The organism is Sphingoaurantiacus capsulatus (assembly GCF_042648405.1).
GTDB lineage: Bacteria > Pseudomonadota > Alphaproteobacteria > Sphingomonadales > Sphingomonadaceae > Sphingoaurantiacus > Sphingoaurantiacus capsulatus.
Window position 1 is genome coordinate 58,288 of the sequence record NZ_JBHRXV010000010.1, and the last position, 18,849, is coordinate 77,136.

At 68.1% G+C, this 18,849-nt stretch carries 18 protein-coding genes; 10 read left to right on the top strand and 8 right to left on the bottom strand.

What is annotated here, in order from left to right:
- Positions 1–69: 69 nt before the first annotated feature.
- Both ACFOMD_RS10865 and ACFOMD_RS10870 read left to right on the top strand, forming a co-directional pair.
- Positions 70–690, top strand: a complete 621-nt coding sequence (locus ACFOMD_RS10865) for an extensin family protein (RefSeq protein ID WP_380861205.1) — start codon at positions 70–72, stop codon at positions 688–690.
- 58 nt (positions 691–748) lie between these two features.
- A complete protein-coding gene (locus ACFOMD_RS10870; RefSeq protein ID WP_380861208.1) occupies positions 749–1,612 on the top strand; it encodes an LOG family protein in 864 nt (287 codons plus the stop codon).
- A gap of 131 nt (positions 1,613–1,743) precedes the next feature.
- On the opposite strand, the gene ACFOMD_RS10875 is transcribed toward ACFOMD_RS10870, so the two are convergent.
- Together ACFOMD_RS10875 and ACFOMD_RS10880 are read right to left on the bottom strand one after the other, a co-directional pair.
- Positions 1,744–3,015, bottom strand: a complete 1,272-nt coding sequence (locus ACFOMD_RS10875) for a hypothetical protein (RefSeq protein WP_380861211.1) — start codon at positions 3,013–3,015, stop codon at positions 1,744–1,746.
- Between the two features lie 2 nt (positions 3,016–3,017).
- Positions 3,018–5,054 carry a S9 family peptidase gene (locus ACFOMD_RS10880; RefSeq protein WP_380861214.1) on the bottom strand — a complete coding sequence of 679 codons (2,037 nt, stop codon included), beginning with the start codon at positions 5,052–5,054 and terminating at the stop codon, positions 3,018–3,020.
- A 63-nt stretch (positions 5,055–5,117) separates the two neighbouring features.
- Between ACFOMD_RS10880 and ACFOMD_RS10885 the strand changes: the two genes are divergently transcribed.
- Together ACFOMD_RS10885 and ACFOMD_RS10890 are read left to right on the top strand one after the other, a co-directional pair.
- Entirely contained in the window at positions 5,118–6,287 is a 1,170-nt protein-coding gene (locus ACFOMD_RS10885) for an acyl-CoA dehydrogenase family protein (RefSeq protein WP_380861217.1), read from the top strand.
- 5 nt (positions 6,288–6,292) lie between these two features.
- On the top strand, positions 6,293–6,985 hold the full coding sequence (locus ACFOMD_RS10890) for an aspartate/glutamate racemase family protein (RefSeq protein ID WP_380861220.1): 693 nt from the start codon (positions 6,293–6,295) through the stop codon (positions 6,983–6,985).
- Here ACFOMD_RS10890 and ACFOMD_RS10895 read toward each other — a convergent pair.
- Complete coding sequence (locus tag ACFOMD_RS10895; RefSeq protein ID WP_380861222.1) at positions 6,982–7,434, bottom strand: hypothetical protein; 453 nt, start codon at positions 7,432–7,434, stop codon at positions 6,982–6,984. The genes ACFOMD_RS10890 and ACFOMD_RS10895 overlap by 4 nt on opposite strands.
- Positions 7,435–7,565: 131 nt before the next feature.
- Here ACFOMD_RS10895 and ACFOMD_RS10900 point away from each other — a divergent pair, with 131 nt between their 5' ends.
- The gene (locus tag ACFOMD_RS10900; protein ID WP_380861225.1) at positions 7,566–8,144 is read left to right on the top strand and encodes a hypothetical protein; all 579 of its coding nucleotides are present in this window, start codon (positions 7,566–7,568) and stop codon (positions 8,142–8,144) included.
- A gap of 177 nt (positions 8,145–8,321) precedes the next feature.
- On the opposite strand, the gene ACFOMD_RS10905 is transcribed toward ACFOMD_RS10900, so the two are convergent.
- On the bottom strand, positions 8,322–9,068 hold the full coding sequence (locus ACFOMD_RS10905; protein WP_380861227.1) for a glutathione S-transferase family protein: 747 nt from the start codon (positions 9,066–9,068) through the stop codon (positions 8,322–8,324).
- Complete coding sequence (locus tag ACFOMD_RS10910) at positions 9,065–10,015, bottom strand: L-threonylcarbamoyladenylate synthase (protein ID WP_380861229.1); 951 nt, start codon at positions 10,013–10,015, stop codon at positions 9,065–9,067. The genes ACFOMD_RS10905 and ACFOMD_RS10910 overlap by 4 nt, the downstream gene beginning before the upstream one ends.
- Before the next feature lie 45 nt (positions 10,016–10,060).
- Between ACFOMD_RS10910 and ACFOMD_RS10915 the strand changes: the two genes are divergently transcribed.
- Together ACFOMD_RS10915 and ACFOMD_RS10920 are read left to right on the top strand one after the other, a co-directional pair.
- On the top strand, positions 10,061–11,800 hold the full coding sequence (locus ACFOMD_RS10915; RefSeq protein WP_380861232.1) for an acyl-CoA dehydrogenase: 1,740 nt from the start codon (positions 10,061–10,063) through the stop codon (positions 11,798–11,800).
- Positions 11,797–12,195 (top strand): DUF6157 family protein, encoded by a 399-nt coding sequence (locus ACFOMD_RS10920; RefSeq protein WP_380861235.1) that lies wholly within the window; start codon positions 11,797–11,799, stop codon positions 12,193–12,195. Before ACFOMD_RS10915 ends, ACFOMD_RS10920 begins: the two co-directional genes overlap by 4 nt.
- Before the next feature lie 126 nt (positions 12,196–12,321).
- On the opposite strand, the gene cysQ is transcribed toward ACFOMD_RS10920, so the two are convergent.
- The 3 genes from cysQ to ACFOMD_RS10935 form a co-directional block, all read right to left on the bottom strand.
- On the bottom strand, positions 12,322–13,140 hold the full coding sequence (gene cysQ / locus ACFOMD_RS10925) for a 3'(2'),5'-bisphosphate nucleotidase CysQ (RefSeq protein ID WP_380861238.1): 819 nt from the start codon (positions 13,138–13,140) through the stop codon (positions 12,322–12,324).
- Between the two features lie 112 nt (positions 13,141–13,252).
- Positions 13,253–13,600 carry a GntR family transcriptional regulator gene (locus ACFOMD_RS10930; RefSeq protein ID WP_380861241.1) on the bottom strand — a complete coding sequence of 116 codons (348 nt, stop codon included), beginning with the start codon at positions 13,598–13,600 and terminating at the stop codon, positions 13,253–13,255.
- 93 nt (positions 13,601–13,693) lie between these two features.
- Positions 13,694–14,278 carry a nitroreductase family protein gene (locus ACFOMD_RS10935; RefSeq protein ID WP_380861244.1) on the bottom strand — a complete coding sequence of 195 codons (585 nt, stop codon included), beginning with the start codon at positions 14,276–14,278 and terminating at the stop codon, positions 13,694–13,696.
- A gap of 156 nt (positions 14,279–14,434) precedes the next feature.
- Between ACFOMD_RS10935 and ACFOMD_RS10940 the strand changes: the two genes are divergently transcribed.
- The 3 genes from ACFOMD_RS10940 to ACFOMD_RS10950 are packed head-to-tail and all read left to right on the top strand — an operon-like array spanning position 14,435 to position 18,844.
- The gene (locus tag ACFOMD_RS10940) at positions 14,435–16,045 is read left to right on the top strand and encodes a peptide MFS transporter (protein WP_380861247.1); all 1,611 of its coding nucleotides are present in this window, start codon (positions 14,435–14,437) and stop codon (positions 16,043–16,045) included.
- A 55-nt stretch (positions 16,046–16,100) separates the two neighbouring features.
- Complete coding sequence (locus tag ACFOMD_RS10945) at positions 16,101–17,537, top strand: amidohydrolase (RefSeq protein WP_380861250.1); 1,437 nt, start codon at positions 16,101–16,103, stop codon at positions 17,535–17,537.
- Positions 17,537–18,844, top strand: a complete 1,308-nt coding sequence (locus ACFOMD_RS10950; protein ID WP_380861253.1) for an amidohydrolase family protein — start codon at positions 17,537–17,539, stop codon at positions 18,842–18,844. The genes ACFOMD_RS10945 and ACFOMD_RS10950 overlap by 1 nt, the downstream gene beginning before the upstream one ends.
- The last annotated feature ends 5 nt before the right edge of the window (positions 18,845–18,849 follow it).

Here is an 18,849-nt window from a genome sequence, read left to right on the forward strand (position 1 = left end):
GTCCGCCGCATTTGACGCCTGACTCCCGCCTGTGCGATTCTGCATCGCATGGGCGGGTCTCGGGGGTTCTTGGCGAAAGCCGTGATGTGGGTGGCGCTGATCGCGCTCGCCGCCTGCGCGGGGCGCGAGGAGCGCGCGCAGCTCGCCAAGCCCGTCGACCTGAAACAATGCCTGCGCCAGCTCGACCGGCTGGAGGGGCTCGACTACCGCCGCCTCGCCGACAAGAAGGCCGGCCCGACCTGCGGGCTGCGCGGCGCCATCGACGTGCGCAACATCGGCGTGGTGGTGAAGGGCATCGGGCCGCTGTCCTGCCCGATGACCGCGCGGCTGCACGAGTGGATCCGCGAGGGGATGCAGCCGGCGGCGCGCAAGCGCTTCGGCAGCGAGGTGGTGCAGATCGACAGCTACGGCACCTATGCCTGCCGCCCGCGCAACAACATGGCCGGGTCGCAGCCGTCCGAGCATAGCTGGGCGAACGCCATCGATATCGCCGGGGTGCGGCTGGCGGACGGGCGGCGGATCAGCGTGCTCAGGGACTGGGACGGCAAGGACAAGGCGACGAAGAAGTTCCTGCGCGACCTGCGCGACGAGGGCTGCAAGGCGTTCAACCTCGTACTCGGCCCCGACGACAATGCCCAGCACCGCGACCATCTTCATTTCGACATGGGACGGTGGGACAATTGCAAATAGCGGCGGCGGCCCATTTCCGCTAAAGACCGCGGCCCAAAAATAAGAATCGAGTTAGAGCATGAACGCCACGCCGACCGTCCCGGAACGCATGTTTCCGTCCGCGAGCGAGGAAGCCCAGGTCGCCGCCAACCCAACGTCGGTGCCGCAGACCGAGCATCCGGCGTACCGGCTGGCCTTCCAGGACCCCGACTTCCTGCTGCGCGAGGATCTGCGCGCGGTGCGGTTCCAGCTCGAGCTCTTAAAGCCCGAGCTGCTGCTCAACGAGGCCAACATCGCGTCGACCTTCGTGATGTACGGGTCGGCGCGCATCCCGTCGCCGGAGGAGCAGGAGGGTGTGCTGGCGGCCGCGGAGACCGACGCGCAGAAGCGCATCGCCGACAATCTCGTCGCCAAGACCTGCTATTATGAGGAAGCGCGCAAGCTCGCGCAGCTCTCCTCACAGGTGCCGCCCGATGAGGACCGCAAGCGCCACTTCGTGGTGTGCTCGGGCGGCGGGCCGTCGATCATGGAAGCCGCCAACCGCGGCGCCGCCGACGTCGGCGCGCCGAGCGTCGGCCTCAACATCGTGCTGCCGTTCGAGCAGGTGCCGAACCCGTATGTCACCCCGGGCCTCAGCTTCCAGTTCCACTATTTCGCGCTCCGGAAGATGCACTTCCTGCTGCGCGCCCGCGCGGTCGCGGCCTTCCCCGGCGGCTTCGGCACCTTCGACGAGCTGTTCGAGCTGCTGACGCTCGTCCAGACCGGCAAGGTGAAGCCGATGCCGATCCTGCTTTTCGGCAAGAGCTTCTGGTCGAAGGTGGTGAACTTTGAGGCGCTGGCCGACGAGGGTGTGATCTCGGTCAACGACCTGAAGCTGTTCCACATCGTCGACGACGCCGAGGAGGCGTGGGCGATCGTGAAGAAGGCGTATGATCTCGCCTGACACCCACTAGGCTGACCTCACCCTACACGCATTAGGCCGTCATACCGGCGGAAGCCGGTATCCAGTCGGGCGCTGGTCTGGATACCGGCTTTCGCCGGTATGACGGGTTTGGGTGGGTCTGCTGGGTCGCGCTACTTCCGCAAATCAGCCGGCAACGTCGGTTCCGACAGCAGTTTCGTCATGGCCTGCCAGCGGGCGGCCTGCGTCTTGCCGGCGCTTTCCACATGCGCCTGCACCAGATCGCGCCCCAGGCCGTAGTTGATGATGTAGCTGCGGTAGGTGTCGATGAACTTCATCCGCTGTTCGGCGCGGGCGGGCGACGACAGCTCGTAGCGCTGGATCAGCGCCTTCGCCGCGTCGCGGGTGAGGCGGCCGGCGAGATAGTCGTTGGCGACGGTGTAGCTGGCGCCGGCCAGCGCGCGCGTCGAGCGGTTGAGTTCGACCAGCGCCTTCGCGGTCGCCGGGTTGAGACCGGCGATCGGGTAGATAGTCTTCGTCTCGAACGCAATCTGCTCGTCCTTCGGAAAGGCGAGATCGATGCCGTAGTTGGCGGAGCCTTCGGCGATCAGCGACTGCGGGCTGTAGAGCGGATAGACGGCGAACTCGGTCCAGCCGCGGCCCTTGACCAGCTCGCGTTCGAGCAGCGCGTTATAGACGTGGTGGCCGGGGTAGCCCTCGTGGCAGCCAAGGTCGACGGCGCGCGCCACATAGGTCGGCAGGTCGGTATTGATCTGGATGAGGCTGTGATAGCCGCCCTTGTACCAATTGTAGCCGCTCCACGGCTTGGCCGAGACGAACTCGAGGTCGAACTTTTCGCCGTCGGGCAGCGGCAGATTCTTCGCGGTGCGCGCCTTGCACTCGGCGATCGCCGCCTCCATCACGGGCTTCAAGCGGTCGGACGGAATCTCGTAGCGCTTGCGGAAAGCGTCGACGCGGTCGGCGAGCGCGCCGGGACCGGGGACGAGCTTGTCGATCTTGGCGAGCACGGGATCGTAGCTGGCGAGCGGCTTCAGCACCGGGCGGACGCCGAACAGCTCCTCCGCCTCGCTGGCGAAGTCGAGCTTCAGCCCCTGTTTCATCGCGATACGGGCGGAGAGCGCGCGGAGCTGGGCGGCGAGATATTTGCGCCGCAGCTCGTCCATGCCGGTCGCCTGTTCGGCGGCGACCCTGGCACGGAGCGCGGCGGTGTCGGTGGTCAGCCGCCCGAGGCTGCGCTTGCTCGCCCGCGCGGCTTCCGCCCATTCGGGCGGGCCGTAATAGGCGTCGACATAGCCTTCCTCATGCTCGCCATATTCGAGCACGAGGGCGACATAGTCGCGGGCCATGTCGTCGAGCGGGGCCGCCGCCACCGGTGCGGCAGCGGCGATCCCCAGCAAGGCGAGCGCGAGCTCCAGGCGGCGCATGCTCACTTCGCCTTGTACTTTTCGAACCAGTCGATCGGCATCAGGATCGAGGTGAGCCACTGGCTCGGCCGGCCCATGCCGTGGTTGGCCTCGGGCAGGCGCACCTTCATCGCATCGACGCCGCGCATCTTCAGCGCCTGATAGTACATCTCGGTCTGCGCGATCGGCGTGCGATAGTCGGCCTCGCCGGTGATCAGCATGGTCGGCGTCTTGACGCTGCCGACGAGGCTCAGCGGCGACTGCGCCCGGTAGAGTTCGGGCTTTTCCCACGGCATCGCGCCGAGCCAGTTCTGCGCGGTGGTCGACTGGATGTCCGACGACAGCGCCTGCACCGTCCAGTCGGTGACCGGGCGCAGCGCCACCGCGGCGCGGAAGCGGTCGGGCGCCTTGGCGATCGCCCAGAGCGTCAGCACGCCGCCGCCCGAGCCGCCGCCGATGAACAGGTTGTTCGCGTCGACATAGGGGCGCGACGCCAGCAGGTCGACGCCCGACATCAGGTCGTCGTGATCCTGGCTCGGGTAGGGCTTGCCGTAGAAATTGGCGAACTCGGCGCCGTAGCCGATCGAGCCGCGCGGGTTGGTGAAGAGGACGATATAGCCCGCCGCCGCATAGAGCTGATGGGTGATCGAGAACATCGGGCCGTAGTCGGTGTTCGGGCCGCCGTGGATGTCGAGGATCAGCGGGTATTTCTTCGCGGGGTCGAAATCAGGCGGATACTGCACCCAGCCCTGGATGTCGCGGCCGTCGGCCGAGGATTTGTAGCGGACCTCCTCCAGCTTGCCGATCGACTTGCCCTTGCGCCAGTCGCCGTTGAAGTCGACCGTCGCGATGGTCTTGCCGCCGCGGTTGATCGCGAGGCCGGCGGGGCGGTCGGTGTAGAGCGAAGTGTAGGCGATGGTGCCCTTTTCCGCGCTGTAATTGCCGCCCGCCGACGGCAGGTAGAGGCGGGTGCCGCCGACTTCCTTGACGACGGTGCGCGGCGCGCTGCCGTTGACCGGCACGAGCGCGACGCGGGTGACGCCTTCCTCATTGTAGAGGACGTAAACGCCCTTGCCGTCTTCCGCCCACACCGGGTTGGCGACCGGGCGATCGAAGCCCTGCGTCAGGTTCTTCGCCGCGCCGCCGCCGGCGGGCATCACCCACAGGTCGTCCTGCACGTAGAAGCCGGGCGTCTCGGGGAAGCCGGTGAAGGCGATCCACTTGCCGTCGGGCGAGACGGCCGGTTCGGATTCGTTGCCGAGACGGTCGGTGAGCTGGCGCGGCGTGGTGCCGTTGATCGGCACCAGCCACAGATCGGCCTCGCGCGCCTGCAGATCGCGCTCGGGACGGCGGTTGCCGACCGCGATCAGCGACTGCCCATCGGCGGTCCAGGTCAGGCCGCCGCCGTCGATATGATCGAAATTGCCGCTGGTGATCTGCCGCGTCGCGCCGCCGGCGGCGGGGACGACGAACAGGTGGCGATAACCCGGCGTCAGATAGCCGGTCTCGTTGAGGCGATAGCGGTAGGTGGTGGTGACGCGCGCGTCGGCGGCCCAGACGGCGCCTTCGGGCTTCGCCGGCATGCCGGTGACCTTGACCGGATCGCTGGTCACCGCCGCGGCAAAGGCGAGGCTCTTGCCATCGGGCGCCCATTCGACCGCGAAGGGCGCGGTCTTCGACGAGGTGACCGGCCGGCCGATGCCTTCCGACAGCTTCATCACATGAATCTGCGGCTTGCCGGCGAACGGCGCGACATAGGCGATGCGCTGGCCATCCGGTGACCATTTGACGCCGCCGGCGCGGCTGCCGGCGCCGATCAGCAGGCGACGGTTCAGATCCTTGGCGCCGATGTCGCCGATCCAGATCTCGCCCTGCCGCGAATCAGTGCCGATGTCGAAATAGGTGCGGGTGAAGATCACCTGCTTGCCGTCCGGCGAGACGACGGGGTCGGTGACCATCGAGAATTTGTAGAGATCGGCGCCGTCGACCTTGGCCGGCGCCTGCGCGAGAGCGGGGGCGGCCAGCGCGAGGGCGAGCGCTGGCAGGATGGCGAGCTTCATGACGACTCCCGGTTATGCTTTGGTTGCGCGCAAACAAGCACAGTTGGGGAGAGGGCGAAAGCCATGACGATGTTCGACGAATGGCGCGCAAGGTCGCCCTATTATGACGAGAGCCACGAGGCGGTGGCGCAGTCGGTACGGCGCTTCGTCGAGCGCGAGGTAACGCCCCACATCGACGCCTGGGAGGATGCGCGCGAGCTGCCGCGCGAGCTTCACAGAAAGGCGGCGGAGGCGGGCATCCTCGGCCTCGGCTACCCGGAGGAATATGGCGGCCACTCCGAGGGCTTCGACATCTTCCACTCGCTCGTCCAGTCGGAGGAGCTGGCGCGGCCCGGCGCGGGCGGGCTCACCGCGTCGCTGATGACGCACGGCATCGGGCTGCCGCCGATCCTGAAGATGGGGTCGGAGGAAATGAAGCGGCGGATCGCGCCGGAGGTGCTGGCGGGCGAGAAGATCATCGCGCTCGGCATCACCGAGCCGTCGGGCGGGTCGGACGTCGCGCAGCTGAAGACGCGCGCCGAGAAGGTCGGCAACAAATATGTCGTCAACGGCTCCAAGATGTTCATCACCAGCGGGATGCGCGCCGACTATTACACGGTGGCGGTGCGCACCGGCGGGGCGGGGATGGGCGGCATCTCGCTGATGCTGATCGAGAAGGACATGCCGGGCTTCACGCAGACGCCGCTCGAGAAGATGGGCTGGCACTGTTCCGACACCGCCGCGCTCTATTTCGACAATGTCGAGGTGCCGCCGGAAAATCTGATCGGGCCGGAGAATGCCGGCTTCATGGGCATCATGCAGAATTTCAACGGCGAGCGGCTGGGCATGGCGCATGGCTGCTGCGCTTATGCGCGCGTGTGCCTCGAGGAAGCGGTGGCGTGGGCGACGACACGCGAGACCTTCGGCAAGCGGCTGGCGCAGCATCAGTCGATCCGCATCAAGCTCGCCGACATGGCGCGGCAGATCGAGGCGACGCAGGCGTGGGTCGACCTCTGCGCCTGGCAGAACCGCGAAGGCAAGGCAAAACCCGCCGACTTCGCGATGCTGAAGGTGCAGGCGACGCGCATGCTGGAGGCGGTGGCGCGCGAGGCGGCGCAGGTGCTGGGCGGTGCCAGCTATCTGAAGGGCAGCAAGGTCGAGCGCATCTACCGCGAGGTGCGCGTCAACGCGATCGGCGGCGGCAGCGAGGAGATCATGCTCGACTTGGCAGGACGGCAGCTCGGCTATAGCTAAGGCCGATGAGAACAATCGGACTATTGGGCGGCATGAGTTGGGAAAGCACGGCGATCTATTATCGCCGGCTGAACGAGCTTGTCCGCGACCGGCTGGGCGGGTTGCATTCGGCCGACCTGCTGCTCCGCTCCTTCGATTTCCAGCCGATCGCCGACGCGCAAGGCGCCGACGATTGGGCGGGCCTGACCGCAATGATGATCGCGGCGGCGCAGAAGCTGGAGGCGGGTGGCGCCGAGGCGGTGCTGATCGGCAGCAACACGATGCACCGCATGGCCGACGAGGTCGCGGCGGCGATCTCCGTGCCGCTGCTGCATATCGGCGATGCAACGGCGGCGGCGATCAAGGCGGCCGGCAGCCGAAAGCCGCTGCTGCTCGGCACGCGCTTCACGATGGAAGGCGACTTCTATCGGGGGCGGCTCCGTGACAAGCATGGCCTCGACATGCTGCTCCCCGACGCAGGGCAGCGCGTGGAGGTCAACCGCGTCATCTATGACGAGTTGTGCCGCGGCGTGATCGATGCCGGGTCACGTACCGTCTATCTCGACATCGTCGAGGCGGCGAAGGCAGCGGGCGCCGACGGCGTGATCTTCGGCTGCACCGAGGTGGGCCTGCTGATCGGCGGCATCGACCTAGGCGTACCGTCCTTCGACACCGCCGAACTACACTGCGCGGCGGCTGTCGATTTCATGTTGGGTTAGCAATCGGCGACCTGCGCGAGCGACGCCGCCAGCGGCAGCAGTCGCGCCGCGCGGGGTTCGGCGCAGAGATCGACGAGCGCGTCGCGCGCGGCGTCGGGATCGTGCCGCGCCGAGCGTAGCGCGAACAGGATCGAGCCCTCATCCGCCAGCAGGATCGAGCAGGTCGGGTCGCCGACCTGGAGCTTCCGCGCCGAATAGGCGCCGAGCGCGGTGAGCAGGCAGCGCAGCAGATGCTCCACCCCCAGTGCCTCGTCGCCATAGACCTGATGCAGCGCGGTGCGCACCGAGCCGCAGCTCGGCCAGCAGACCAGCATGTGGCGCATCGACCAGAGCATGAGCTGCTCGGGCGGCGGCAGCGACGTCCAGCTTGGATCGGTCCCGAGATTGGCGGTCGCGATTTCGGGATGTTCGGCGGCGTCGAACCAATCGACAGGCAAAGCGACGTTCATGGCGACTCCCTCAATGTCCCCGAAGCTAAGTCATAATGAGAGTCGATTGCAATAGAGTGTTTTCGAGGGTTCAGCCCGCATTCACCCGCGGTGCGTTGTATTGGGGTGAAAAATATAGAAAGCTCCGTGCCATGCGCCCCCAGTTCCGCCGTCTCCCGCCGCTGATCCTGCTCGCCGCGCCGCTGCTGCTCGCGGGCTGCATGTACTATCCGCTCGGCGACGACAGCGGCGGCTACAACGACGATGGCGGCTTCTACGGCGGCGCCTCGATCGGCAGCGGCGGCTATTATGGCGGCGGGCCGGGCTATTACGGCGGCGGCGGCTCGGGCTGGTACGACGACTATTATTACCCGGGTAACGGCTATTATGTGTACGACCGCGCCGGCCGCCGCCACGAGATGCGCGACAAGGACCGCCAGCGCTGGATCGAGCGTCGCGAGGCACGCCGGGACGATCGCGAGGAGCGCCGCGACCGCCGTGAGGACCGGGCCGAGCGTCAGCGCGAACGCGCCGAGCGGGTAGCGAACATGACGCCCGAGCAGCGGGCCGTGGTGCAGCAACGCCGCCAGGAGCGTCAGGTGCGGCGTGAAGACCGGCAGGACGCTCGCCGCGACACCGGCGTGTTCAACCGCGAGGCGCGGCAGGCGGTGCGCAATGCCGTCCGCTCGCGTGGGGCGACGACGGGTGATACACCGGAGCGTGAGAACTGAAGCCTAGTCCCTCCCCGCTTGCGGGAGAGGTTAGGTGAGGGTGTGCGAGCGTCAGCGAGCTTGGCGCCTGCACGCACCGAGCCGAGAGGGCGGTACCCTCACCCTCCCACCGCTTCGCGGCGGGCCCCTCCCTCTCCCGCAAGCGGGCGAGGGGGAGGAGCGGGCGAGGGGGAAAGATCAGCCGAGCGTCATGACGCCGCGGCGGGGGGTGTCGCCACCATAGTCGACTTCGCTGAGCGCTGCGCCGAGGTCCGCAAGCCCGGCGCGCTGCTGCTTTGGCGGCGTCTTCAGGCAGAGGGTTTCGAACGGCTCCAGCGCCTTGAACGCCGGGTGCGCGAAGGCGCGGGCGATCAGCCCGGCCATCTTCGGCCAGCGCGCCGTATCGGGACGCCAGCGCACGAACAGCGCATTCTTGAACGGGGCGACCAGCGCGATGTCGGCGAGCGAGAGCTGGTCGCCGAACAGGAAGCCGTCGGCGGGCGCCTGCGTCTCCAGATAGTCCATCGCGGCGGGCAGGTCGGTTTCGAGGATCTGCGCGACCTTGTCCGCGTCGGTCGCCTCGCCGAGCACCGCGGGCTTGATCGCCTGCTGGAAGAACAGGCCCCAGATGAGCAGATCGCAGAGGCGGGTGTCGGCGAACTCCTCGATCCAGCGGGCCTTGGCCCGATCGGCCGGGGCGGCGGGCATCAGCGGCGGCGCCGGATAGCGCTCGTCGAGATATTCGTTGACGACCGTCGAGTCGGTGAGCGTCACCTGATCGTCGATCAGCACCGGAATGCGGCGCAGCGGGCTGAGCTTCAGGAAGTCGTCGGTGGCGAAGAAGGGCACCAGCGGGTCGATGCGATAGGGCACGCCCTTGAGGCCGAGCACCACCAGCACCTTGCGCACATAGGGCGAGACATAATTGCCGATGATCGTGGTCATGCGGAGGCTCCTTCGCGGGGCGCGGCTGCGCGGCGCAGCCGGTCGTTGATCGCGGCACCGAGGCCATGATGCGGGATCGGCGCGACGGCGATGCCGGTGCGGCCGCTCCCCTGCGCGGCGTGCAGTGCGTCGAACAGGTTGGCGGCGGCTTCGGTGAGGTCGCCGGTGGGGGACAGCGAGCGGTCGCCGGCGATGGGGCCGAAGCCGATGTGGAATTCGGTTGGCGTCGCGGTGGCGGCGTCGAGGCGGACGGGCTGCGCGGGGGCATAGTGGCTGGCGAGCTGGCCGGGGGCGGTGATCGGGCCACCGCTGACGCTGGTGTCGGTCAGGCCGAGCGCTTCGGCGGGGACGGCGCCGGCTCGGAGCAGGCGGACCCGGTCGCCCTCGACCGTGACGATGGTGGATTCGATGCCGGCGCGCGTGGCGCCGCCGTCGAGGATCAGCGGGATGCGGCCCGACAGGCTGTCGAGGACATGCGCGGGGCGGGTGGGGCTGATCCTGCCCGACGCGTTGGCGCTCGGCGCGGCGATCGGGCGGCCGAGGCTTTCGATCACCGCCCGCGTGACGGGATGGTCGGGGCAGCGGATGGCGAGCGTCGATAGCCCGGCGGTGACGATCTTTGCGATCGTCGCATCTGGGCGGAGCGGCAGCACGAGGGTTAGCGGCCCCGGCCAGAAGCGCGCCATCAGGTCGAGTGCTGCGGGCGGCACCTCGACCAGCTCCTGCGCCAGCGACAGGCCGGTGACATGGACGATCAGCGGGTTGAAGCTGGGGCGGCCCTTGGCGGCGTAGATGCGCGCCACCGCCTGCGCGTCGGTGGCGTCGGCGGCGAGGCCGTAGACGGTCTCGGTCGGCAGCGCGACGACCTCGCCGGCGCGCAAGGTCGCCACCGCCTGCGCGATACCTGCCGCGTCGGCAGCCAGAACTTCGGTCGTTTGTGCGGTCACAGGCCCCCCGCTATACCCTCTGCCGGAGATCGCCAAGGGACCCCGATGACCTACACCGCGCCCATCACCGAACAAACTTTCGTGCTCGAGACCGTCGCCGGCATCGGCGAGATCCAGCAACTGCCCGCCTATGAGTCGGCGACGCCCGACCTGGTGCAGGCGATCCTCGTTGAGGCGGGGAAGCTGGCGTCGGGGGTGTTCGCGCCGCTCAACCGCAAGGGCGACACCGAAGGCGCGAAGTGGAACGACGGCGCGGTGACGTTGCCGGCGGGGTTTGCCGATGCGTACCGGCAATATGTCGAGGGCGGCTGGGGCTCGCTCGGCGCCGATCCGGTCTATGGCGGGCAGGGCATGCCGTTCGTGCTGGCATCGGCGGTGCAGGAGCAGCTGACCTCCGCCAACATGGCGTTCAGCCTGTGCATGATGCTGACGCAGGGGGCGATCGAGGCGCTGGGGGCGCACGCGTCGGAAGATCAGAAGCAGGAGTACCTCACCAAGCTGATCAGCGGCGAGTGGACGGGGACGATGAACCTGACCGAGCCGCAGGCCGGGTCCGACGTCGGCGCGCTGCGCAGCCGCGCCGAGCCGCATGCCGACGGCAGTTACCGCATCACCGGGCAGAAGATCTTCATCACCTGGGGCGAGCATGACGTCGCCGACAACATCATCCACCTGGTGCTGGCGCGCCTTCCCGATGCGCCGGGCGGCACCAAGGGCATCTCGCTGTTCATCGTCCCGAAGATCCTGCCCGACGGCAGCCGCAATGATCTGCGTTGCGTATCGATCGAGCACAAGCTCGGCATCCACGCCTCGCCGACCTGCACGATGAGCTATGGCGATGAGGGCAACTGCATCGGCTATCTCGTCGGTGCGGAGAATGCCGGCATGCGAGCGATGTTCACGATGATGAACCATGCGCGCATCAACGTCGGCATGCAGGGCGTGTCGGTCGCCGAGCGCGCCTACCAGCATGCGCTCGCCTTTTCGAAGGAGCGGGTGCAGGTGAAACGGATCATCGAGCATCCCGACGTGCGCCGCATGCTGATGACGATGAAGTCGACGACCGAGGCGATCCGGGCTTTGGGCTATCTCAACGCCGCCGCGGTCGATCGCGCGCATGGCGAGAGCGATACCGAGGCGAAGCGCGAATGGCAGGCGCTCGCGGACCTGCTGACGCCGGTGACCAAGGGCTATGCCACCGACATGGGCGTCGAGATGTCGAGCCTGGCGGTGCAGGTGTTCGGCGGCATGGGCTTCATCGAGGAGACGGGCGCGGCGCAACATCTGCGGGATTCGCGGATCGCGCCGATCTACGAGGGCACGAACGGCATTCAGGCGCTCGACCTCGTCAACCGCAAGCTGCCGCAGGGGCGGTGGAAGCCGCTGTTCGCCGACATCCGCGAGACGATCCGCGCGCTGCCGGGCGACGGCGACCTCGGCGCGATCAAACCGTACCTCGACGATGGCTTGGCGGCGCTGGAGAATGCGACGGTCTGGCTGGTCGGCAACCACGGTGACGGCTTCGACGACGCGGCGGCGGGGGCGACGCCCTACCTGCGCATGTTCGGAATCGTCGCCGGCGGCTGGCTGCTGGCGAAGCAGGCGCTGGCCGCGAGCGAACGGCTGGCGGCGGGCGAGGGTGATCCGGCGTTCCTCAAGGCGAAGATCGTCACCGCGCGCTTTTTCGCCGAGCAGATCGTGCCGCAGGGCACCGCGCTGCTCGGGCCGATCACCCGCGGCGGCGCCTTGCTGTTCGCGCTCGACGAAGCACAATTCGCGGCATGAGCACCACCAACTACGCCAACACCTTCATCGCGGTGTCGCCGGACAGCCCGGTGACGGCGGGCGACCCGGCGCCGAAGCCGGGGTCGGTCGCGGCGATGCAGCTCGAGCTGCTGCAGGCGAAGCCCTACGGACTGACCAGCGACGATCTGCTGTTCGAGGTGCATGCGGGGCGGGCGGACATCGCGAAGGCGGATCGGGCAGAGGCGCGCGCGCGATTCTTCAGCAAGCCGCAGGCGTGCCTGCGCGCCTCGCCGCTGGTGAAGAAGCATGGCTGGGGGATTCATCACGACGCCGAGGGCCGTGTGGCGGCGGTGGCGGTCGAGAGCGATGACTACGCCAAGCTGAAGGCGCGCACCGATCTCAAGCAGACGATCGGGATGCGGAGCGCCCGATAATTCCCCTCGCCCGCTTGCGGGAGAGGGAGGGGCCCACGAAGTGGGAGGGTGAGGGTGACCGGCGGCCGAAGGGCTCGCTGGCGCTCGCACACCCTCACCTAACCTCTCCCGCAAGCGGGAGAGGGACTAGGAAAGTGGTGGGAGGCGACCGATGCTGTCGGGTTCACCTACCGCGAGGAAGGCCCCGTTCAGGAACTCGGCCTTGCCGTAGCTGAAATCGCGGCCGTCGGGGTGGCGGGTGGTGCCGCCCGCGGCGCGGAGGACGGCGTCGCCGGCGGCGGTGTCCCATTCGCTGGTCGGGCCGAAGCGCGGGTAGACGTCGGCCGAGCCCTCGGCGAGCAGGCAGAATTTGAGCGAGGAGCCGCTGGGGCGCGTCTGGGCGTTGGGGATCGCCGCGCAATAGGCGCGGGTCTGGTCGTCGAGGTGCGAGCGGCTGGTGACGACGACGGGGGCGGTAGGCATCGCGCGCGTCGCGATCGGCTCGCGCGCGCCGTCAGCGGCCTGGCGGAACGCGCCGACTCCGATGGCGCCCGCCCACAGCATTCCGCTGCGCGGCGCCAGCACCAGGCCGAGCATCGGGACACCGCCGTCGATCAGCGCGACGTTGACCGAATAGTCGGGGCCGCCGGCGATGAAGTCCTTGGTGCCGTCGACGGGATCGATCAGCCAGAAGCGCGCGGTCGGGTCGGGGCGGACGCCGGCGGCGCAGGCTTCCTCGCCGACGATCAGCGCGCCCGGGTCGGCCGCGGCGATGGCGGCGGTCAGCAGGATTTCGGCCTGCTCGTCGGCTTCGGTGACGGGCGAGGCGTCGGCCTTGTCGCGTGACACGAAGCCCGCGAGGCGGATACGCTCGACGAGCTCTCCGGCTTCGCGAACCGCGAGCGCGAGGGCGTCGATCAGTCGGCTGTGCATGGGGGCGTCGTAGGGGTCGGGCGGCGCGGTCACAAGAGTGATCCGCTCAAACCCGGCGCGTCATCCCGGCGAAGGCCGGGATCCATTCCGACGACCGTATGGATTCCGGCCTTCGCCGGAATGACGGACACTAAAATGGAGGGGCTTAAGCCGTCTCGCGCGCGAACAGGTCGGCCTGCGAGAGGCCGAGGCGGTCGATGTGGCGGCGGATGCGCGGCCAGTCCTCGGCGATGAACGCGGCGCGTTCGCTCTTCAGCAGCTTTTCCTTGGCGCCGGCCTCGACGAACAGGCCGAGGCCGCGGCGCGCAGCGATCAGCCCCGCGCTCTGCAGCTCCTGATAGGCCTTCGACACCGTAAGCGGATTGACCTCGCGGTCGGCGGCGAGCGCACGAACCGAGGGGAGCGGATCACCGGCGCGGTAGGTACCGTCGATGATGCCGCCGACGATGAGGTCGCGGATCTGCAGATAGATGGGTCGAGCGTCTTGCCACATGACTGTTGTATGCATCTACAACGGCAGTACGGTCAACCCGTATGCGACCGCATGGCGCACAAGCGTATCATTTCGCCGTGGGAACGGCTCGGTTCAGCCGTTCCAGACGCGGACGACGTCCTCGAGCAGCGGGCGGGGCCGCTCCTCGAGCTTCTTCACCGGCATGCCGATGAAGAAGAAGCCGGCGATGGTCTCGCCGGGCTCGCCGATCGCGGCGAGGACGGCGGGCGAGGTGCTCGCCCAGCCGGTCAGCCAGTTGCCGACGAAGCCCTGCGCGTGCGCCGCGAGCAGCAGATTGTGGCAGGCGGCGCCGACGCTCAGCTGCTGCTCCCACTGCGGAATGTGGCTCTCGGGCTTCAGGCGGCTCATCACCGCGACGAGCGTGGGAGCCTGCACCGCGAAGTCGCGCATCGCCTGGATTTCGAGGCGCCCGGCCTCGGGCTTCTCGGCGCGGTAGGCGGTTTCGAGCAGCTCGGCGAACTTTTCGCGGGCGGTGTCGGGGATGACCACGAAGCGCCACGGCGCGAGCTTGCCATGATCGGGGACGCGGCTGGCGATGCGCAGGATCTGCGCGAGCTGGTCGGCGGAAGGGCCCGGCGCGGCCATGTCGCGGGCCTTGCCCGAGCGGCGGGTGAGCAGCAGGTCGAGCGGGGTCGAGCGGTCGTTGAACGCAGTCATACCCTGCCGGTAGCCGATCCCCCGTTTGCCGTCACCCCTGGCTGTCCGTCGCACGCCGGGTGCCGGGGGCTATACGCTCCCCAAGGGCGCGGCTATCGTGCGCGCCATTACGGGCCGGCACAGATCGGCCCGGAGGGAGATTAAGGGGAGATACCCATGGCTCAGCCGCCAAGTGCTGCCGTGAATGGCGGCTTGCCGCCGTCCGATTCAGAAGGAACCTTCTTCGGACATCCGAAAGGTCTTTTCGTCCTGTTCTTCGCCGAAATGTGGGAGCGCTTTTCCTACTACGGCATGCGGGCGCTGCTGATTTTCTATCTCACGCAGCATTGGCTGTTCTCGGACGAAGCCTCGTCGGTCATCTATGGCGCCTACACCGCGCTGGTCTACATCACCCCGGTCATCGGCGGCTATCTCGCCGACCGCTATCTCGGGCAGCGCAAGGCGGTGCTCTATGGCGCGGTGCTGCTGACCATCGGCCATTTCCTGATGGCGTTCGAAGGCGAAGGCGGTCAGACGTCGGCCTATCTCAACATCTTCTGGCTGGCCCTGTCCTTCATCATCGTCGGCTCGGGCTTCCTGAAGGCGAACATCTCGGTGATCGTCGGGCAGCTCTATCCGCGCACCGACGTGCGCCGCGACGGCGCCTATACGATCTTCTACATGGGCATCAACGTCGGCGCCTTCATCGGCACGATCATTGCGGGCTACCTCGGCCAGACCTACGGCTGGGCGTATGGGTTCGGCGCGGCCGGCGTCGGCATGCTGCTCGGCCTCATCGTCTTCGTCTGGGGCACGCCGCTGCTGATGGGACGCGGCGAGTCACGCGACCCGCAGCGGCTGACCTCGCGCGTCGCCGGCCTGCCGTTCGAATGGCTGCTCTACGGCGTCGGCATCGTCGCCGTCGCCGTGGTCTGGCAGCTGATCCAGTATCAGGAGCTGGTCGGCACCTTGCTCGGCGTCGCGGGCGCGCTGCTGGTCGGCTACGTGCTGTTCACCGCCGTCTTCAAGCTGCCGGCGGAGGATCGCGACCGCATCTTCGCGGCGATGTTCCTCATCGTCGGCTCGATCCTGTTCTGGGCGCTGTTCGAGCAGGCGGGCTCATCGCTCAATCTGTTCGCCGATCGCCACGTCGACCGCGAGATATTCGGCGCCGTCGTTCCCGCGTCGGTGTTCCAGTCGGTCAACCCGGCCTACATCATTCTGTTCGCGCCGGTGTTCGCCTGGCTGTGGACGACGCTGGGGCGCCGCGGTCTCGAGCCCTCGGCGCCGGCCAAATTCGGCCTCGCGATGATCCAGCTCGGCGCCGGCTTCCTGGTGCTGGTTGCCGGGGCGCTCGCCTTCGGCGTCGAGAATGCGACGCCGCTGGTGTTCATCTTCCTCGTCTACCTCTTCCACACCACCGGCGAGCTCTGCCTTTCGCCCGTCGGCCTTTCGGCCATGAACCGGCTGGCGCCGGCGCATCTGGCGGGCCTGATCATGGGCACCTGGTTCTTCGCATCGGCCACCGGCAACTTCGCCGCCGGTCTGATCGCGGCGGCCACCGGATCGGAGAGCGCCTCGGGGTCGGGCGCGGCCAAGACCGTCGTCCTCGATGTCTATACGACGGTGGGCTGGACCGCCGTCGGTGTCGGCGTCGTCGTCATCCTGATCTCGCCGCTGATCAAGCGGCTGATGCACCTCGACACGCTGGGCGACGACGAGATCGAGGGCCGCGCCGAACTGGCCCAGTCGACCGCCAACGTCGTTACGCCGAAGAACGTGAACTGATGAACGTCGCGGGCTTCCGGCATCTGTCGGAAGCCCGCCTCCCGAGAGAGGAACTATGCAAGGCAAGCTGATCATGGCAGCGCTGCTGCTGACGACGGTCGCGTGCACGTCGGGCCAGAACGGCCCGGCGCGCTCGGCGTCGGACAAGCCGGCAAAGCCCGGCGAGGTGGTGCGGATCAACGAGGATCCGTTCCCCTCCACCTACCGCGCCTACGGCTCGGTCCCGACCGTCCTGCAGAACGTCAACATCTATGACGGGCGCGGCGGCAAGATTCTGAACGGTATGGTCGCGCTTGCCGACGGCAAGGTCGTCGCGGTCGGCCAGACCGTCGCGGTGCCGGCCGGCGCCACCGTTATCGACGGGCAGGGCAAGTGGGTGACGCCGGGTGTCATCGACATCCACAGCCACCTCGGCAACTACCCGTCGCCCGGCGTCCAGGCGCATTCGGACGGCAACGAGGTCACCGGCCCCGTCCGCCCCGAAGTGTGGGCCGAGCACTCGATCTGGCCGAACGATCCGGGCTTCAGCCGCGCGCTCGCCAACGGCGGCGTTACCGCGCTGCACGTGCTCCCCGGCTCGGCGAACCTGTTCGGCGGCCGCGGCGTCACGCTGAAGAACGTCTATGGCCGCAGCCAGCAGGACATGAAGTTCCCGGGCGCGCCCTACACGCTGAAGATGGCGTGCGGCGAGAACCCCAAGCGCGTCTATGGCAGCCGCAACCAGATGCCGGGCAGCCGCATGGCGAACATCGCCATGGATCGCCAGACCTGGGCGAAGGCGCAGGAGTATCGCCGCAAGTGGGCCGACTATAACCGCAAGATCGACGACGGCACCGCGAAGGCCAGCGATGCGCCGAGCCGCGACCTTGCGATGGATACGCTCGCGGGCGTGCTCGACGGCAAGATCCTGGTGCAGAACCACTGCTATCGCGCCGACGAGATGATGAACGTGATCGATATGTCGAAGGAGTTCGGCTACAAGGTCACGACCTTCCATCACGCGGTCGAAAGCTACAAGATCGCCGACATCCTCGCACGCGAGGGCATCTGCTCGGCGATGTGGGCCGACTGGTACGGTTTCAAGATGGAGTCGAACGACGGCATCCGCGAGAACATCCCGTTCGTCCATGCCGCCGGCGCCTGCACCATCGTCCATTCGGACGACGCCAACGGCATCCAGCGCCTGAACCAGGAAGCGGCGAAGTCGATGGGGGACGGCAAGCGCGTCGGCATCGACATCGCGCCGGAAGTCGCCTGGACCTGGCTCAGCTATAACCCAGCAAAGGCGCTCGGCATCGCCGACAAGACCGGCAGCCTCGAGGCCGGCAAGATGGCGGACGTGGTGCTGTGGAACGGCGACCCGTTCAGCGTCTACACGCGGCCCGAGAAGGTGTGGATCGACGGCGCGCTGATGTTCGATGCGACCAACCCGCGCCTCCGCCCTGTCAGCGATTTCGAGCTCGGCCAGCCGGGCGAGGGAGATGTGAAGTGATGCGCCTGAAAGCTCTGCTCGGGGTGGCCGCGCTCGCGCTCGCCGCCCCCGCGATGGCCCAGACCGTCGCCATCACCAATGCGAAGATCGCCACCGGCACCGGTGCCGCGGCGATCGACGGCGGCACCGTCGTCATTTCGGGTGGCCGCATCGTCTCGGTCGGCCGCGGCGGCGCGCCCGTCGGCGCGCAGGTCGTCGACGCGCAGGGGCGCTGGGTGACTCCCGGCATCATCGGCGGCTTCTCGCGGCTCGGCCTGCTCGAGGTCGACGCCGTCGACCCGAGCAACGACACCGTTGCCGACGAGGATGGCAATCCGTTCAACGCCTCGCTCGATGTCACGCCGGGCCTCAACCCGCTGTCGGTCAACATTCCGATCAACCGGATCGAGGGCGTGACCCGTGCGGTCGTTGCGCCCAACGCCGGCCAGAGCGTGTTCGCGGGGCAGGGGGCGATCATCACCCTTGGCGACGCCGACGACATCGCGACCAAGCCGCGGGCTTTCCAGTTCATCGAACTGGGCGAGGCGGGCGCCGACATCGCCGGCGGCTCGCGCAGCGCGGCGCATGCGATCTTCCGCAACGGCCTGCGCGAAGCGCTGGCCTATGCGCGCAATCCGGGCGGCTATGAAGGCGGCAAGGATCGCGGGTCGATCATGACCGCGCTCGATGCCGCCGCGCTCGTTCCGGTGGTGCAGGGCCGCATGCCGGCGCTGATCCATGTCGAGCGCGCGAGCGACATTCTCCGCGTCATCGAGCTGAAGCGCGAATTCCCCAATCTGAAGCCGATCCTCGTCGGCGTCAGCGAGGGCTGGATGGTCGCCGACAAGATCGCGGCGGCGGGCGTGCCGGTCATCGCCTCGGCGATGAACGACCTGCCCAACCGCTTCGAGATGCTCGGCGCCACCCAGTCGAACGTCGGCCGGATGGTGAAGGCCGGCGTCAAGGTCGCGCTCGGCATGATCGACGACGAGGATGGCCGCCAGATCCGGCTGCTGCCGCAGCATGCCGGCAACCTCGTCGCGGTCGGCCGCCTGCCCGGTGGCACCGGCGTCACGCCCGAACAGGCGCTGATGCTGATGACCAAGGCACCCGCCGATATCTTCGGGCTGACCGACACCGGTTCTCTCGAGGCCGGCAAGCGCGCCGACGTGGTGATCTGGGACGGCGACCCGCTGGAGTTGGCGTCGGCGCCGGTTAGCGTCATGATCGACGGGCGGCAGGTGCCGCTGACCTCGCGGCAAACCAAGCTGCGCGATCGCTACATGCCGAACCGGCCCGATACGATGCCGGTGCAATATCGGAGGTAGGTGAC

What these genes read in the sequence shown, in the direction of transcription:
- ACFOMD_RS10900 (WP_380861225.1), top strand. Translation starts at nt 7,566, where the DNA reads ATGCGCCCCCAGTTCCGCCGTCTCCCGCCGCTGATCCTGCTCGCCGCG.
- ACFOMD_RS10920 (WP_380861235.1), top strand. Translation starts at nt 11,797, where the DNA reads ATGAGCACCACCAACTACGCCAACACCTTCATCGCGGTGTCGCCGGAC.
- ACFOMD_RS10895 (WP_380861222.1), bottom strand. Translation starts at nt 7,434, where the DNA reads ATGAACGTCGCTTTGCCTGTCGATTGGTTCGACGCCGCCGAACATCCC.
- ACFOMD_RS10915 (WP_380861232.1), top strand. Translation starts at nt 10,061, where the DNA reads ATGACCTACACCGCGCCCATCACCGAACAAACTTTCGTGCTCGAGACC.
- ACFOMD_RS10950 (WP_380861253.1), top strand. Translation starts at nt 17,537, where the DNA reads ATGCGCCTGAAAGCTCTGCTCGGGGTGGCCGCGCTCGCGCTCGCCGCC.
- ACFOMD_RS10870 (WP_380861208.1), top strand. Translation starts at nt 749, where the DNA reads ATGAACGCCACGCCGACCGTCCCGGAACGCATGTTTCCGTCCGCGAGC.
- ACFOMD_RS10945 (WP_380861250.1), top strand. Translation starts at nt 16,101, where the DNA reads ATGCAAGGCAAGCTGATCATGGCAGCGCTGCTGCTGACGACGGTCGCG.
- ACFOMD_RS10935 (WP_380861244.1), bottom strand. Translation starts at nt 14,278, where the DNA reads ATGACTGCGTTCAACGACCGCTCGACCCCGCTCGACCTGCTGCTCACC.
- ACFOMD_RS10885 (WP_380861217.1), top strand. Translation starts at nt 5,118, where the DNA reads ATGACGATGTTCGACGAATGGCGCGCAAGGTCGCCCTATTATGACGAG.
- ACFOMD_RS10940 (WP_380861247.1), top strand. Translation starts at nt 14,435, where the DNA reads ATGGCTCAGCCGCCAAGTGCTGCCGTGAATGGCGGCTTGCCGCCGTCC.
- ACFOMD_RS10875 (WP_380861211.1), bottom strand. Translation starts at nt 3,015, where the DNA reads ATGCGCCGCCTGGAGCTCGCGCTCGCCTTGCTGGGGATCGCCGCTGCC.
- ACFOMD_RS10880 (WP_380861214.1), bottom strand. Translation starts at nt 5,054, where the DNA reads ATGAAGCTCGCCATCCTGCCAGCGCTCGCCCTCGCGCTGGCCGCCCCC.
- ACFOMD_RS10930 (WP_380861241.1), bottom strand. Translation starts at nt 13,600, where the DNA reads ATGTGGCAAGACGCTCGACCCATCTATCTGCAGATCCGCGACCTCATC.
- ACFOMD_RS10905 (WP_380861227.1), bottom strand. Translation starts at nt 9,068, where the DNA reads ATGACCACGATCATCGGCAATTATGTCTCGCCCTATGTGCGCAAGGTG.
- ACFOMD_RS10890 (WP_380861220.1), top strand. Translation starts at nt 6,293, where the DNA reads ATGAGAACAATCGGACTATTGGGCGGCATGAGTTGGGAAAGCACGGCG.